This window comes from Sphingomonas sp. SP5 (genome assembly GCF_058313455.1).
This window is the reverse complement of record NZ_JBZFLF010000003.1, coordinates 1-13517: the sequence shown is the minus strand read 5'-3', so window position 1 is coordinate 13517 and position 13517 is coordinate 1. Positions and strand designations below refer to the sequence as shown.

Sequence of the window (13517 nt, the reverse complement as noted above, 5' to 3'; positions counted from 1 at the left end):
TTCGAATGTTACGACATAGCGCGCCAGTGATGATGCTGTTCCGCTGGCTGGGCCGGGCGGCGATGCTGCTGGTGCTGCTGCTCGCCGGTTATGCCGCCGCCGGGCTGGTCGGCGGCGCGATCCCGGCCAATGCGGGCTGGCGGCCGCCGGCGGAGGGGGTGCGCATCTATGTCGAATCGAACGGCGTGCACGTCGGGCTGGTGGTGCCCAAGGTCGCGGCCGGGGTGGATTGGCGCGGCGTCGCGCCGGGAGCGGACCTCGCCGACCCGCGTTATGCCGGCTATGACCATCTGGCGATCGGCTGGGGCGAGCGCGCCTTCTACCTGGAAACGGCGACCTGGGCCGACGTCAAGCTGCGCACGATCCTGGCTGCGGCGCGCGGCAGCGATGCGACGCTGATGCACGTCGAACACGTCCCCGCCCCGACCCCGTCGCGCGATGTGCGCAGCGTGCTGCTGCGGCCGGAGGAATATAGGCGCCTTGCCGCCGTCATCCGGGCGAGCTTCGCGGTACGACGAGAGGCGTTCCGCGGCTATGATCGCAACGACGTCTTCTACGCGGCGCGCGGCCGGTACAGCGCCGGGCGGACCTGCAATGCCTGGGCGGGCGATGCGTTGCGCCAGGCCGGCGTGCGCGTCGGGCGTTGGACGCCGTTTCCGGTGACGGTGCTGGGATGGTTCTGAGCCGGTTGCAGACCGGGCTGGCGCGCTGGCGCAGCGAGCCGCCGCCGCATGCCCGGTTCGGCACCGGCTTCCTCGCGCCGCCGCCCCCACCCAAGGTGCTGGCGGCGAGCGAGGTGCCGCGCGTCGCATGGATGCTGGCGACGCGCTGGCGCCATGCCGCAGCGCTCGCGGCGGTGCCGGCGGGCCGCGGCGGTGCGGTGATGGTGCTGCCGGGCCTGTTCGATGCCGACGGATCGAGCCTGGTGCTGCGCCGCTTCCTGCGGCGGCTGGGCTATCGTGCCGAGGGCTGGGGCCTGGGCCGCAATCTCGGCGTCAAGAGCGTCGGCGTGGAGGCCGAGCGGCTGATCGCGCGAGTGGCGGCGCTGCATGCCGAGGCGGGGCCGGTGACGCTGGTCGGGATCAGCCTGGGCGGGATCATGGCGCGGCTGGTGGCGCATCGCCGGCCCGACCTGGTCGCGCGGGTGGTGACGGTCAGTTCGCCCTATGCCGGCGGCGGCCGCGCGACCAACGTCTGGCGCGCGTTCGAATGGGCGACCGGCGAGCGCGTCGACGATCCGGCGGTGATCGCGCGCAGCGAGGCGATCGCCGCGCCGCTGCCCGTGCCCTGCACCGCGATCTGGAGCCCGCGCGACGGCTTCGTCAACGGCTTCATCTGCCGCGATCCCAGCGCCGAGGCGGTGGAGGTGACCAGCGGGCATCTGGGCGTGCACATCCATCCCGAAGTGCTGATCGCCATCGCCGGCGCGCTGGCGGGGGATGCGGTGGCGCAGGACCGGTAGGGCTCAAGCGTCCTGCCGTAGGCCGCAGCTCCCGACATCTCTATGCGTCATCCCGGCGAACGCCGGGACCCATGGACAGGATGACCGTCGTTGTCTGGCCCTGCCACCGACCGCGTGCATCCATGGGTCCCCGCGTTCGCCGGGATGACGATCACGGGTGATTGGAACATGATGGCGGCACACGGAACCGTTCGCACTGAGCCTGTCGAAGCACCGATGCGGCTCATGCCCGCAGGCAGGCTCAATACCCCGCGCGGTAGCCCGAGTAGCGGCAGGCGTCCTGATCATCCGGATGCTTGCGGCAGCGTTCCGCCGCCTTCTTGCGCTCGCGGCCTTCCTTGGCCTCCTGCTTGCGCATCTTGCGGCCATAGTTGCGGTCGGCCTCTTCCTGGCTCGTCGTTGTCCAGTCGACCGCCTTGCCGGCGACCTGGAACGGGGCCTTCACGATCGATGTGGCGGTGCTGATGCAACCGCCGGTGGCGAGGATGACGGGCAGGAGCAGGATGGAGGCGCTACGCATTTACGGATGATCCCTGGGGCCGTGGAGGGTCTCCACGCCGACTAACGGATAGTCGGTGAAGAATCCGTCGATTCCAAGGCCGAGGGCGGACCGGATTTCGCCCGCCAAGTCGCCATGCGCAGCGGGATCGTCTCCCCGGCGGAAGCGGCCGGGCAGGAAGGCGTTTTCCGCGCGATAGGTCCAGGGGTGGACGCGCAGGCCGGCGGCATGGGCGTCGGCGACCAGCGTCGTCGGCGCATCCCCGCGCCACAGCTGCGCCTTGTCCGGCCCGATGCCATAGGCATAGGTCGCCACCTGTCGCAGCCCCGCCGGCGTCAGCATCGCCGCATAGGACGGCGCGGCGCCATCCGCCGGCGCCCCCTCCCCCGCCACCAGCTGGATCAGCCGCACCTTGGTCAGCGCGTGGATGCGCTGCAGGTTCGCCACCTCGAACGACTGGATGAACACCGGCGCATCGGCGCTGTCCCATCCGGCCCGCCGCAGCTCGGCGACGAGGCGCGCGTCGGTCGGGTGACCGATGCCGGCGAAATAGGTCGGGTGCTTGGTTTCGGGGTAGATGCCGATCGTCCGCCCGGTCTGCTGCGAGCGGCGCTTGGCGAGCGCGATGATCTCGGCGAGCGTCGGAATGTCGAAGCGGCCGTCATAGGCGGCGTTGCCGGCGCGCAAGCGGGGCAGGCGCTCGCGGGCACGCAGCGTCTTCAACTCGGCGAGCGTGAAATCCTCGACGAACCAGCCGGTGATCGTGTGGCCGTCGATCGTCCGGGTGGTGCGACGGTCGGCGAATTCCGGATGTGCGGCGACGTCGGTCGTCTCGTCGATCGCATTCTCGTGCCGGGCGACCAAAACGTCGTCCTTCGTCGGCACCAGGTCCGGCTCGATGAAGTCCGCGCCCTGGTCGATCGCGAGGTCGTAGGCGGCCAGCGTGTGTTCGGGGCGCGAACCGCTTGCGCCGCGATGGGCGATGACGATCGGCGGCGACGACAGGGGTTGGGCGGTCATGGCGCGATCCTGCGCGATTGCGGGGGCGGGCGCCAGAGTCAGGGAAAGGACGACGAGCAGCGGCGGCATGGCCGACGCGCTACACCGCCGATGCTACATCCCCGGGGCTATTCGTGCCGCAAGGCGTCGATCGGATTGAGCGCCGCCGCCCGCCGTGCCGGGAAATAGCCGAACACCACGCCGATCAGCGCCGATATGCCGAATGCGATCAAGTTGATCTCCGGCACGAACAGGAACGGCAGCCCGCCCGCCGCGGACAGCGCGCCGATCGCCAGCTGCGCGACCAGCAGGCCGATGACGCCGCCGAGCATCGACAGCGCGATCGCCTCCACCAGGAACTGGGTCAGCACTTCGCGGGCGACGGCACCGATGGCAAGGCGGATGCCGATCTCTCGCGTCCGCTCGGTCACCGACACCAGCATGATGTTCATGATGCCGATGCCGCCGACGACCAGGCTGATCCCCGCCACCGCGGTGACGATCCGCGTCAAGAGCGTCGTCGTGCTGGAGAGCGTGTCGCTGATCTGCTTGGTGTCGAAGATGAAGAAATTGTCGTCCTGCCCCGGTTGCAGGTGCCTCAACTCGCGCATCAGTCCGGTCAGCGAAGCCTGGACCTGCGTCGTGTCATAGGCCTGGTCGACGCCGACGAGGATCGCCGACAGCTTGTTGTCGCCGGTCAGGCGGCGCTGCACCGTCTTCATCGGCATCAGCACCACATCGTCCTGGTCGCCGCCGAAGCCCGCCTGCCCGCGCACGCTGAGCGTGCCGATCACCATGCACGAGATGTCGGCGACGCGGATCCGCTGCCCCACGGCCGTGCCGCCGTTGGGGAACAGGTTCTTCACCACGGTATTGCCGAGGATGCACACCGCCTTGCCCGCCTGTTCCTCGTCCGGTGAAAAATCGCGGCCCGCGGTCAGCGGCCAGGCCTGTACCGTGAAATAGGCGTTGGTGGTGCCATAGACGCTCGTCGACCAATTCGCGCCGGCATAGATCGCCGTGGCGCTGCGCTGCACCGCCGGCGCGACGGCGGTGACGCCGGTGATCTGCTGGCGGATCGGTCGCAGGTAATCGTCGGTCAGCGGCGGCGGCGGGGGCCCGCCACCCCCGCGCCCGAAGCCCTGGCCGGGGCGGATCTGCAGGATGTTGGTGCCGAGCGACGAGATGCTCTTCTGCACCTGCGCCGTCGTCGCCTTGCCCAGCGTCACCATGGTGACGACGGCGGCAACGCCGATGATGATGCCGAGCGTCGTCAGGAACGAGCGCAGCAGGTGGCGGCGGATCGAGCGCAGCGCGAGGACGAGCGTGGTGCCGAGCATCAGTCGAGCGCCGGAACCACGCCGGGGCGGTGATTCGCCTCGATCCGTTCGACCAGCCCGTCCTTGAAGTGGATGACGGTGCGGGCGAAGGCGGCCATGTCGGGTTCGTGGGTGACCATCAGCACGGTGATGCCGCTGGTGCGGTTGAGATCGGTCAGCAATTCCATGATCTCCACCGACCGTTCCGAATCGAGGTTGCCGGTCGGCTCGTCGGCGAGCAGCACGTCGGGCTGGGTGACGATCGCGCGGGCGATGGCGACGCGCTGCTGCTGGCCGCCGGACAGTTCGGCCGGCGTATGGTCCCACCAGCGGTCGAGCCCGACCTTTTCCAGCGCCGCCATCGCGGTGTCGCGCCGCGCGCGCTTCTCGTCGCCGCGATAGAGCAACGGCAGCTCGACATTCTCGAGCGCGCTGGTGCGGCTCAGGAGGTTGAAGCCCTGGAACACAAAGCCGAGATACTTGCGCCGCAGCAGCGCGCGCTGGTCGCGATCGAGCGCCTCGACATGCACGCCGCGAAACAGGAAGGCGCCGCCGCTCGGCACGTCGAGGCAGCCGAGGATGTTCATCGTCGTCGACTTGCCCGACCCCGACGGCCCCATCACCGCGACGAAATCGCCGCCGGCGATGTCGAGGTCGACACCCTTCAGCGCCTGGAACTGCGTCGCCCCGGCACCGTAGACCTTGGTGACGTTGCGCAACGAGATGAGGGGGTCGGTCATGCCCGCCCCTCCCCCGTCACCGCGGACGGATGCGCCGGGTCACTGCCCACCGGCCGCACCTCCGCGGCGCTGGCCCCCGCCGGCACCGCCGGCACCGCTGCCGCCACGGCGTCCGCCGCCGCTGCTGCCGTCCTCGCTCGCCAGCTGGCCGGTGATGACCTGCTGCCCCGGCTTCAGGTTGCCGCCCAGCACCTCGGTCATCGTGCCGTTGGTGTCGCCGGTGGTGACCTGCACCGGCTGCGGCGTGCCGTCGGCGCCCTTGACGTAGACCGTCTGCTGGCCGCCGCGCCCGATCGTCGCCGAGCGTTCGCGCTGCTGGCCGCGGCGCGGACGGAAGGTGAGCGATCCGGCGATGCCGCCGCCCTGGTCGCCCTTGTCGGCGCTGGTCGGCTTGAAGCGCAGCGCGGCATTGGGAACGAGCAGCACGTTCTGCTTGTCGGACGTGATGATATCCGCGGTCGCGGTCATGCCGGGGCGCAGTTGCAGCGTCGGATTGGAGACGCTGAGATCGGCGGCGTAGGACACCACCTGCCCCGTCGTCGTCGCGGTCGACGTGGTACTGGTCGAACTCGCCGAACTCACCGTCAGGTTCGATCCCAGGTCGACGCGGGTGATCTGCGCCGGAAAGGTGCGGCCGGGAAAGGCATCGACGGTGAAGGTCGCCTTCTGCCCCACCTTCACCTCGCCCACGTCGGCCTCGTCGATCGCCACCTCCAGCTTCATCTTGCTGAGGTCTTCGGCGATAACGAACAGCGTCGGCGTGTTGAACGAGGCCGCGACGGTCGCGCCCGGATCGATCTGGCGCGCCAGCACGACGCCGTTGACCGGCGAGCGGATGATCGCGCGCTGCCGCTGCGTCTGGCTCTGGGCGAGCAGTGCCTGCGAGGCGGAGACATTGGCCTGCGCCGTCTTCAGCGCGGCGATCGCGCGCTGATAGTCCGCGCGGCCGCTCTGCAATTCGGTGCCCGACGGCACGCGGCCGTTCGACAGCTTGTACACCTCTTCCAGCCGTGCAAGCTGCGCCCGGCTCTCGGCGACGGTCGCCTGCGCCTGATTGACCTGCGCCTGGTTGGCGGCGATCTGCGCGCGCTGCTGGCGGATCTGGTCGTCGATCTGCTGCGGATCGATCAGCGCCAGCGGCTGGCCGGCGGTGACGCGATCGTTGACGTCGACCACCACCTTGGTGACGAGGCCCGACAGCTGCGAGCCGACCGTCACCTGGTTGGTCGGGGCAAGCTTGCCGGTCGCCGACACGGTGACCGTCAGGTCGCCGCGTTCGACCGCCTGCACCGCATAGCCGGCCTCCGCCTTGGGGCCGAAGCAGCTCTTGAGCAGCAGCGCGAGCAGCACCACGCCGATCGCGACCAGCACCCATTTGAGGTAGCGGCGCCACACCGGCACCGGCTTCACGCCCAGGAATTCATCGATCTGTTGGTCGGCCATCAGCGGGTTCCCGGCAGGGTCGTGGGCGCGCCGCGGGGCGGCGCTTCGGGCGTAACGCTCGCATCCCAGCCGCCGCCGAGCGCGTTGTAGAGCGCGATCAGCGCGGTCGCCTGATCCGACCGCGCCTGGACGAGGCCGTTCTGCGCGGACAGCAGCGCCGCCTCCTGCTGGTTGAGCGTCGTGAAATCGGTGAGGCCGCTGCGATACTGGCTGCGCGCCAGCACCGCCGAGGCATTGGCGGCATCATAGGCTATGCGGAACTGCGTCTCGCGCTGGCGGGCGGCATCGAGCGCGACGATCGCATTCTCGATATCCTCGAGCGCGGTCAGCACCGTGCCGCGATAGGCGGCGAAGGCGGCGTCCGCCGCCGCCTCGTTCGATCGCACCTGCGCGCGCAGCCGGCCGCCGTTGAAGATCGCCTGCGTCAGGCCGGCGAACAGGCCGCCGGTGATCGCATCGCCCAGGCTGCCGATGCTGGTGGAATTGGTGTTGATGTTGCCGGTGATCGCCAGCGCCGGATACAGCTGCGCCTTGGCGACACCGATCTGCGCGGTGGCCGCGGCAAGGCTGCGTTCGGCGGCGCGCACGTCGGGGCGGCGGCGCAGCGCATCGGCGGGGATGCCGACGCCGACGGTCGCCGGCCCGCGCGGGATCGGCCTGGTCGCCGCCAGCGCCTGACGCAACGCGCCCGGCGCCTGTCCGGTCAGCACGCCCAGCCGGGCGACGGCGGCGGCATATTGCTGCTCGATCTGCGGCACGGTCGCCGCGGTCTGCGCCCGCTGGCTGCGCGCCTGCTCGGCATCGACCGACGAGACGAGGCCCGCCTGGACGCGAAAACCCGCGATCTCCAGATTGTCGTCCTGGATGGCGAGGCTGGCGCGCGCATTGGCAAGTTGCGCCTGATAGGCGCGGGCCAGCACGTAATTGGTCGCGACCTCGCTCTCGACGGTCAGCAGCACGGTCGCATAGTTGAAGCCGCTGGCGGCATATTGCGCGCGGCTCGCCTCCACCGTGCGGCGGATCTCGCCGAACAGGCCGACCTGATAGCTGGCCGACAGGCCCGCCGAGAAGCTGTTGGTGCCGCCCCCGCCGGTGTCGACCACGGTGCCGTCGGGCAGGGTGAACGATCGCCCGCCGCCGCGCAGATTCTCGTTGCGCTGGTAGCCGGCCGATCCCGACAGCGTCGGCAACAGCGACGCCCGGCTCTGCACCAGCGCCTCGCGCGCCTGCCGCAGCCGCGCGATCGCCTGCGTGATGTCGGTATTGGCGCCGCGCGCCTGCTCGACCAGCTGCCCGAGCACCGGATCGTCGAAGTTCGACCACCAGCGCGTCAGGTCCTCCGGCGTCTGCTGCGCGGGCACCGAGAAGCCGTCCGGCACGCCAAGGTCGGCGGCGCTGGTCGGGTGATAATCGGGTCCGACGGTGCAACCGGCGAGCGCCGCAGTCGCGAGCAGGAGGGCAAGGCTACGAACCATGGCGTGCTGTGTGGCCAGCACACCCGGCCGCGTCCAGCAATTTTCTGTCGCAAGATGTGCCGCGCGCGTGTCGGCGCGGACACATCACGGCTAACGGCCGGTGAAATCGGGCTTTCGCTTTTGCAGGAAGGCGAGCCCGCCCTCCATCGAATCCGCCGAACCGCGCGCGGCGCGCTGCGCCTCGGCCTCTGCCTGCAAGGCCGCGGCATAATCGCTCTCCAGCGCCCGCCCCAATGCCCGCCGCATCAGCCCCAGCGCCACCGTCGGCCCGGCGGCGAGCCGCGTCGCCAGCGCCAGCGCCTCCGCCTCCAGCGCATCGTCCGCCACCACGCGGTGGATCATGCCCCAGTCCAGCGCCCTGGCCGCCGCGATCCGTTCGCCCAGCATCATCATCTCGGCGGCGCGGGCACGGCCGATCAGGCGCGGCAGCATCCAGGTCGCCCCGCCATCGGGGATCAGGCCTATGTTGACGAACGCCTGGAGGAAATAGGCGCCCTCCGCCGCCACGCAGAAATCGGCGGCGAGCGCCAGGCTGCAGCCGATGCCGGCCGCCGGTCCGCGCACCGCGCTGACGACCGGCACGCCGAGGTCGGCGATGGCGGCGATCGTCGGATTGTAATGTCCGGTCAGCGCCGCGAACGTCGCCTGCCCCGGATCGTCGCTGCCCAGCGCGCCGCCCGCGACGTCGGCACCCGAGCAGAAGCCGCGCCCCGCCCCCGCGATCAGCACCGCCCGCGCGCCGCCCAGATCGGCCAGCGCATCGCGCAGCTCGTCGAACATCGCCGGCGGCGCCGCGTTCAGCCGATCCGGCCGGTTCAGCGTCAACACGGCCACATCACCGCGCCGCTCCGCCAGAATATGCTGATACGTCATCGCACTGTCCTCCCGTCGGCGCCTTCGTGCACCAGCCGGGCAGCGATGGGAAGTGGTGCCGCTTACAGGACTCGAACCTGTGACCCCCGCATTACGAATAATCAGCTACTTAGCGAATGCTGCCTACACCAATTGTACGGTTAGTTTTTATCAGTCTCGTAGGCTAGGCGCTAGCCAACATTTGGCGTGGCTCGAATCCCCCCAATCGTACCTTTCACAATCTAACCGGGGATAAGCCACCACGCGCTCCGGCTTGGAACCGCAATGAGCTAATCCTTGCCTCGACCTCTACGTAAAGACGGGCGGGAACCCCACAGCGAAGGACGACGCTGCGGTGGAGGCGTTGTCATTCATCCTAAATAAGATGCACCGGCTAAACGGCGATGGCGGGAGCGATACGCTTCGAAACCGCAACGGCGTGTACCTAAAGGTCATGAACTTCCGTTCGTCCGATCCGGCGTACCTGGATCAAGGCAAGGTGGGTATGCAGCGCGGAAACCGGCTAGAAGGCGTGCTGTGGGCTGAATACGAAGGTCGGCTAGCTGATCTAGCTACAGACGCGGAAGCGATCAAACAGGCCGTTATAGGGGCTGACGAGGGACTGGTAGCGAAGCTCCCGCCGGTAGAGCCTTACGAAGGTGAAGAAGGTGGCGTCATCATGCGCCTTCACAAGCGTTATGAGCGCAATTCAAAGCTGGTGAGGGAAAAGCGCAAGGCGGCAGCGGCAGCGGGATCATTGGCGTGCGATGTGTGCGGGTTCGACTTCGAAGAAGCGTATGGTGAGCTAGGTGCCGGTCACATTGAGGTACACCACACCAAGCCGGTACATACGCTTGAACCCGGAACTAAGACGAAGCTAGTCGACCTCGCTCTTTTATGCGCCAACTGCCATCGGATGACACACAGGCAGGGCTTCCCGTTGTCTATGAACGATCTGAAAAATCTTGTTGGTCGCTCCGCTGCAACAAGCGGGTAGCATTCGGAGAAAAAGGATTAAGTATCAGGCTGGTCAACTTCAGCTATTGACTGATTCGCGTCTGGCCTTTTCATCATTTTAGGCGCTTGCACGTATATACGATCTGTCAGGTAATGCAATCCGCGTATGGTAGTAAGCGCCATATGACCTATAGGCACTGCGACTACAAAGATACTGATGGAACGAATGAGCGCCGTTGTTGATGCCTTATCATAATCAAATCTTGTTATGAACAAGTCATATAAACCAATTCTTCCGAATGATAATGATACGAGCGTTATCGCGACTACTGACAACATGAGTGACAAGAAGGATAGGTAACCGAACATCGCGCACACGTACTGCCTTCGCGTTAGTTGCCTCGCTTTCGACTGTTTCTTTTCACGAAAAAACGCAGGTCCATTTGTTATGACACCATCTAGATCAGTCTGCCCGGACGGAACACTGGCAACCGCAATCAGGGCGGCGACGTAAAACCCGGTAAGCACCCCAGCAAATGAAGCGAACTTATCTAGAAAACCATCTTTCGCAAAAAACAGGGAACCCTGCGTGGTGACGAACGGCAGGGTTATCATTGCAGCTACTAAAATTGTTGTCGGCAAATCACGAGCATACGTCGGCCATCCGCGCTCGCTGCGAAGGTTTAAGTACGCGAAAGGAATAGCAATAAATCGCATTTCCTCTACTGAAATCCACCGATTTTCGCTATGGCCTGATCTACAAAATCATAACGTATAGCTGATGTGCAAACGTCCATTGCGACCTTTATGCCAACCTGCTCCGACTTTATAAACAGAACTTCTTTTGCGTCTTGCTCTCTCCCTACTGGCACTTGACGTGATCGATCGTTGCCAAGATCGATATCAACCTTAAACTCTTCCCAACCGTCTTGTTTTGCGCTTTCAATAAGCCCCTCGAACATATTAAGCCAATCCACACCCTTGGTGCCGGCTTTAATCTTTATTCTAAGCTTCTCGTCTTCCGGTTCGAGTCTATCATCATCATCGATGTAATTAGCTTTGTAGGGACGCACCAGCGTCAGGAACTTCATTTTTCCACTAGCGAGAGCATCTTTAACAGACTCTGATTTCACGCCGGTGGCTTTGGTGACGCAATAGGTTTCCTGTGCCTCGCCGTTCTTATCCTCGTACTGATAAGGATATTCAGAGAGCGCTTGGCCTATGATCGGCTGGATAACGCCCATGCTTAGGCCAGGTATTTCTTCTAGTACGGCGCTGTAAATGCCAGGCTTATTTGGTTTTATAGAGATAAGAAGATGAGCGGAAACCGACTGCTCTTCGTCATCTTCTTTATGACCAAGCCTTAGTTTGATTTCATCTTTTTCCCATCGTCGATACGTTGGGTCGGCTGCGTCTGGGCTGCCACGGTGAAAAAGAAGCACAACTGCTTTGCGGGCCGCGTCGACTTCGACTTTTACAAGCTCAATAATGTCGTTATTAGCCATCTTAACGAAGGCCTTCTTGTTGACCATCCGCTTTCTCAACGCATGGACAACGCTGAAATCATCTTTATCGGCGGTGAGGGGCATGAACGCAGCGAGGCCGTGACGGGGCGAAAACCTGAATTCATACTGTCGGACAAAGCGCGAGTGCTTTTCTAAAAACACGTTTAAGCCTTTTTTGAACGGTTAAGCTCACTCTACCAACGCTTAACAGCTTGTCTACGAACAAGATCGTTCGCCCTTGCCTAAAACGGTTCACGTTGGCATCCACAACTCGCAGCAAGGCATAATCCGGGCTGTGGGGCGTAGGAACCTCCGAGAGAAACCAGCCGGTCACGTTTCGTGGCCGGGTGGCATGTGCGTATGTCCAACCGGCAACGGTAAAGGCACATGCGCCTGTGGGGTTTCTCCGGGTTCCTAACACCCGGCTCGCCGCCGGGCCTGCCTCCAAACAAAGGGAGGCTTCATGCTAGCGATCATTGGTATCACGCTTGGCGCGGGGATCGCGATCTTATTCGCGCTGGCGCTATGCACAAATCGGGTTGCTGATCGCAACGCCGCGTCGATTGCTGCCGCCAAAGATCACTTGCTCGGTCAGTTTGGTGAGGGCGATTACCATTTGGCGATGCCCGGTCCTGCCTGTCTAGGCATAGTGTGGGATAGCAACCGGCTTATCATCGGCGATGCTTCTGCGCCGCGCAGCATTCCATTGGCTGACTTGCGGGAAGCCAACGTCGAGATTGATGGCGTAAACGTCACGAACTCCCGGACCGTCACAAAGACGAACAGGGGATCACAGCTAGCAGGAGGCTTGGTCGGTGGCGTGCTGTTAGGTCCTGTGGGGCTGCTTGCAGGAGGGCTATCCGGCAGTTCCACCGCGACAGGTAAAGCCGTGGAGAAGCGTAAAATCAAATCGGTGAAGCTGGTGGTCCGGATCGCTGACCGCACCGCGCCGCTGCACACCTTCACCTTCTGCGATCACAGCTATTGCGATGGTTTCGAGGCGAACAGTCCGATCATTGCGCCAGCTATGGAGCGGGCAGCCCACTACCACGCACTCTTGCAGCAGATCGTTGAAGAACGTCCATCACAAGATCGTTCCGCCGCAGGCGCTCCGGCATCCCCGGGCATCGCCGGTAACCTAGCTGTAATGACGTTCCTCTTCGCGTGCATGTCGTTGGCGCTCCCCACGTCCGCTCATGCTTACGACTTAGGGAAGACAATGACTGGGAAGCCGGAAGTGCAATTAGCGTCGACCAAGCCCCTGATCGATATCGAGCGGTGCGTTGTGATGGGGGACCTCCCTGCACCGCCTGTGGTCTATCGGTCACCGAATGCAGACCGCTCGATCATCCATGGGGGCCGCAGTCAGCCCATCTTCGCATTCGAGTTGACGAAGACCGCGAACGGAGCCGACGTGGCCATATGGCAGGGCAAGGGCTTCCAAGCCAAGGTACAGCACTGCCTCTGATCGCATCGACCAGCGTCTAACCGGGTATACCCATCGGAGACGAACACCGGAGACACCTATGGCGTCTCAATAAGGTTGACTCCGATTCAATGAGACGTATGACTCGCTTCATCTAGAGGCTATTGAGACGGAGTCGGAACATGCTGGTCGGTTATGCGAGGGTGTCGTCGGCGGGGCAGTCACTAGAGGTCCAAACTGATGCCCTTCGTGCCGCCGGTTGCGAAAAGCTCTTCAAGGAAAAGGAAAGCGGCACTTCCACCGACAACCGCAGGGCGCTTGCCGATGCGCTCGAATTCATCCGGGAAGGCGATTGCTTCATTGTGACCCGGATCGATCGCCTTGCGAGGTCGGTAGGCGACTTGGAGAAGATCGTCGCCAAGGTGAAAGCTAAGGGGGCGTTCCTCAAAGCCGTTGAACAGCCCATCGATACGTCATCGCCTGCCGGTGTCGCCTTTCTGCAAATGCTAGGGGTATTTGCGCAGTTCGAAACGGCAATCCGCAAAGAGCGACAGATGGAAGGAATCGCCAAGGCGAAGAGCGAAGGCCGTTATAAGGGACGCAAACCAACCGTCAGCGTCGAACAGGTGAAGGCAATGAAGGCGGAAGGTATGCGCCCGGTAGATATTGCCAGTATGCTTAAGATCGCGCGTGCAAGCGTTTACCGCGCTTTGGCCGCCTAGGGTCAGGACTCGTTGATCACAGCCAGAAGATGACGGTGGCAGCGAGGGCAATAGCGGAGAGGAAGGCGGTCGGGCATCGATCGTAGCGGGTAGCAACCCGGCGCCAGTCTTTGAGGCG

General features: G+C 64.6%; 14 protein-coding genes and 1 pseudogene. 5 read left to right on the top strand and 10 right to left on the bottom strand.

Annotation, left to right across the window (positions count from 1 at the left end):
* Nucleotides 1-29 precede the first annotated feature (29 nt).
* The gene (locus tag AC4GY7_RS07515; RefSeq protein ID WP_491112835.1) at nt 30-683 is read left to right on the top strand and encodes a TIGR02117 family protein; all 654 of its coding nucleotides are present in this window, start codon (nt 30-32) and stop codon (nt 681-683) included.
* On the top strand, nt 674-1462 hold the full coding sequence (locus AC4GY7_RS07510; protein ID WP_491112834.1) for an alpha/beta fold hydrolase: 789 nt from the start codon (nt 674-676) through the stop codon (nt 1460-1462). The genes AC4GY7_RS07515 and AC4GY7_RS07510 overlap by 10 nt, the downstream gene beginning before the upstream one ends.
* Before the next feature lie 241 nt (nt 1463-1703).
* On the opposite strand, the gene AC4GY7_RS07505 is transcribed toward AC4GY7_RS07510, so the two are convergent.
* From AC4GY7_RS07505 to AC4GY7_RS07475, 7 genes are all read right to left on the bottom strand, one after another.
* Entirely contained in the window at nt 1704-1982 is a 279-nt protein-coding gene (locus AC4GY7_RS07505; protein ID WP_443584016.1) for a hypothetical protein, read from the bottom strand.
* Entirely contained in the window at nt 1983-2981 is a 999-nt protein-coding gene (locus AC4GY7_RS07500; protein WP_491112833.1) for a glycerophosphodiester phosphodiesterase, read from the bottom strand. It abuts the gene before it with no gap.
* A gap of 107 nt (nt 2982-3088) precedes the next feature.
* Nucleotides 3089-4300 carry an ABC transporter permease gene (locus AC4GY7_RS07495; RefSeq protein ID WP_491112832.1) on the bottom strand — a complete coding sequence of 404 codons (1212 nt, stop codon included), beginning with the start codon at nt 4298-4300 and terminating at the stop codon, nt 3089-3091.
* Nucleotides 4300-5019, bottom strand: coding sequence for an ABC transporter ATP-binding protein (locus AC4GY7_RS07490; protein ID WP_443584019.1), 720 nt, complete (start codon nt 5017-5019; stop codon nt 4300-4302). Before AC4GY7_RS07490 ends, AC4GY7_RS07495 begins: the two co-directional genes overlap by 1 nt.
* 39 nt (nt 5020-5058) lie before the next feature.
* The gene (locus AC4GY7_RS07485) at nt 5059-6462 is read right to left on the bottom strand and encodes an efflux RND transporter periplasmic adaptor subunit (protein ID WP_491112831.1); all 1404 of its coding nucleotides are present in this window, start codon (nt 6460-6462) and stop codon (nt 5059-5061) included.
* The gene (locus tag AC4GY7_RS07480; RefSeq protein WP_491112830.1) at nt 6462-7937 is read right to left on the bottom strand and encodes an efflux transporter outer membrane subunit; all 1476 of its coding nucleotides are present in this window, start codon (nt 7935-7937) and stop codon (nt 6462-6464) included. The genes AC4GY7_RS07485 and AC4GY7_RS07480 overlap by 1 nt, the downstream gene beginning before the upstream one ends.
* Nucleotides 7938-8027: 90 nt before the next feature.
* Complete coding sequence (locus tag AC4GY7_RS07475; protein WP_491112829.1) at nt 8028-8810, bottom strand: enoyl-CoA hydratase-related protein; 783 nt, start codon at nt 8808-8810, stop codon at nt 8028-8030.
* Nucleotides 8811-9144: 334 nt separating this feature from the next.
* Here AC4GY7_RS07475 and AC4GY7_RS07470 point away from each other — a divergent pair, with 334 nt between their 5' ends.
* Nucleotides 9145-9786 (top strand): HNH endonuclease, encoded by a 642-nt coding sequence (locus AC4GY7_RS07470; protein WP_491112828.1) that lies wholly within the window; start codon nt 9145-9147, stop codon nt 9784-9786.
* 17 nt (nt 9787-9803) lie between these two features.
* On the opposite strand, the gene AC4GY7_RS07465 is transcribed toward AC4GY7_RS07470, so the two are convergent.
* The gene (locus AC4GY7_RS07465) at nt 9804-10361 is read right to left on the bottom strand and encodes a hypothetical protein (protein WP_491112827.1); all 558 of its coding nucleotides are present in this window, start codon (nt 10359-10361) and stop codon (nt 9804-9806) included.
* A gap of 107 nt (nt 10362-10468) precedes the next feature.
* A complete protein-coding gene (locus AC4GY7_RS07460) occupies nt 10469-11413 on the bottom strand; it encodes a hypothetical protein (protein WP_491112826.1) in 945 nt (314 codons plus the stop codon).
* A gap of 301 nt (nt 11414-11714) precedes the next feature.
* Here AC4GY7_RS07460 and AC4GY7_RS07455 point away from each other — a divergent pair, with 301 nt between their 5' ends.
* Both AC4GY7_RS07455 and AC4GY7_RS07450 read left to right on the top strand, forming a co-directional pair.
* Nucleotides 11715-12719 carry a hypothetical protein gene (locus AC4GY7_RS07455; RefSeq protein ID WP_491112825.1) on the top strand — a complete coding sequence of 335 codons (1005 nt, stop codon included), beginning with the start codon at nt 11715-11717 and terminating at the stop codon, nt 12717-12719.
* Between the two features lie 140 nt (nt 12720-12859).
* Nucleotides 12860-13399: a recombinase family protein gene (locus tag AC4GY7_RS07450; protein ID WP_491112824.1), complete on the top strand. Its 540-nt coding sequence runs from the start codon at nt 12860-12862 to the stop codon at nt 13397-13399.
* 16 nt (nt 13400-13415) lie between these two features.
* On the opposite strand, the pseudogene AC4GY7_RS07445 reads toward AC4GY7_RS07450, so the two are convergent.
* Nucleotides 13416-13517 (bottom strand): annotated as a pseudogene (locus AC4GY7_RS07445) (IS5/IS1182 family transposase); the annotation flags it as partial.

What these genes read in the sequence shown, in the direction of transcription:
- AC4GY7_RS07495 (WP_491112832.1), bottom strand. Translation starts at nt 4,300, where the DNA reads ATGCTCGGCACCACGCTCGTCCTCGCGCTGCGCTCGATCCGCCGCCAC.
- AC4GY7_RS07455 (WP_491112825.1), top strand. Translation starts at nt 11,715, where the DNA reads ATGCTAGCGATCATTGGTATCACGCTTGGCGCGGGGATCGCGATCTTA.
- AC4GY7_RS07515 (WP_491112835.1), top strand. Translation starts at nt 30, where the DNA reads ATGATGCTGTTCCGCTGGCTGGGCCGGGCGGCGATGCTGCTGGTGCTG.
- AC4GY7_RS07500 (WP_491112833.1), bottom strand. Translation starts at nt 2,981, where the DNA reads ATGACCGCCCAACCCCTGTCGTCGCCGCCGATCGTCATCGCCCATCGC.
- AC4GY7_RS07475 (WP_491112829.1), bottom strand. Translation starts at nt 8,810, where the DNA reads ATGACGTATCAGCATATTCTGGCGGAGCGGCGCGGTGATGTGGCCGTG.
- AC4GY7_RS07510 (WP_491112834.1), top strand. Translation starts at nt 674, where the DNA reads ATGGTTCTGAGCCGGTTGCAGACCGGGCTGGCGCGCTGGCGCAGCGAG.
- AC4GY7_RS07485 (WP_491112831.1), bottom strand. Translation starts at nt 6,462, where the DNA reads ATGGCCGACCAACAGATCGATGAATTCCTGGGCGTGAAGCCGGTGCCG.
- AC4GY7_RS07480 (WP_491112830.1), bottom strand. Translation starts at nt 7,937, where the DNA reads ATGGTTCGTAGCCTTGCCCTCCTGCTCGCGACTGCGGCGCTCGCCGGT.
- AC4GY7_RS07450 (WP_491112824.1), top strand. Translation starts at nt 12,860, where the DNA reads ATGCTGGTCGGTTATGCGAGGGTGTCGTCGGCGGGGCAGTCACTAGAG.
- AC4GY7_RS07490 (WP_443584019.1), bottom strand. Translation starts at nt 5,019, where the DNA reads ATGACCGACCCCCTCATCTCGTTGCGCAACGTCACCAAGGTCTACGGT.
- AC4GY7_RS07465 (WP_491112827.1), bottom strand. Translation starts at nt 10,361, where the DNA reads ATGATAACCCTGCCGTTCGTCACCACGCAGGGTTCCCTGTTTTTTGCG.
- AC4GY7_RS07505 (WP_443584016.1), bottom strand. Translation starts at nt 1,982, where the DNA reads ATGCGTAGCGCCTCCATCCTGCTCCTGCCCGTCATCCTCGCCACCGGC.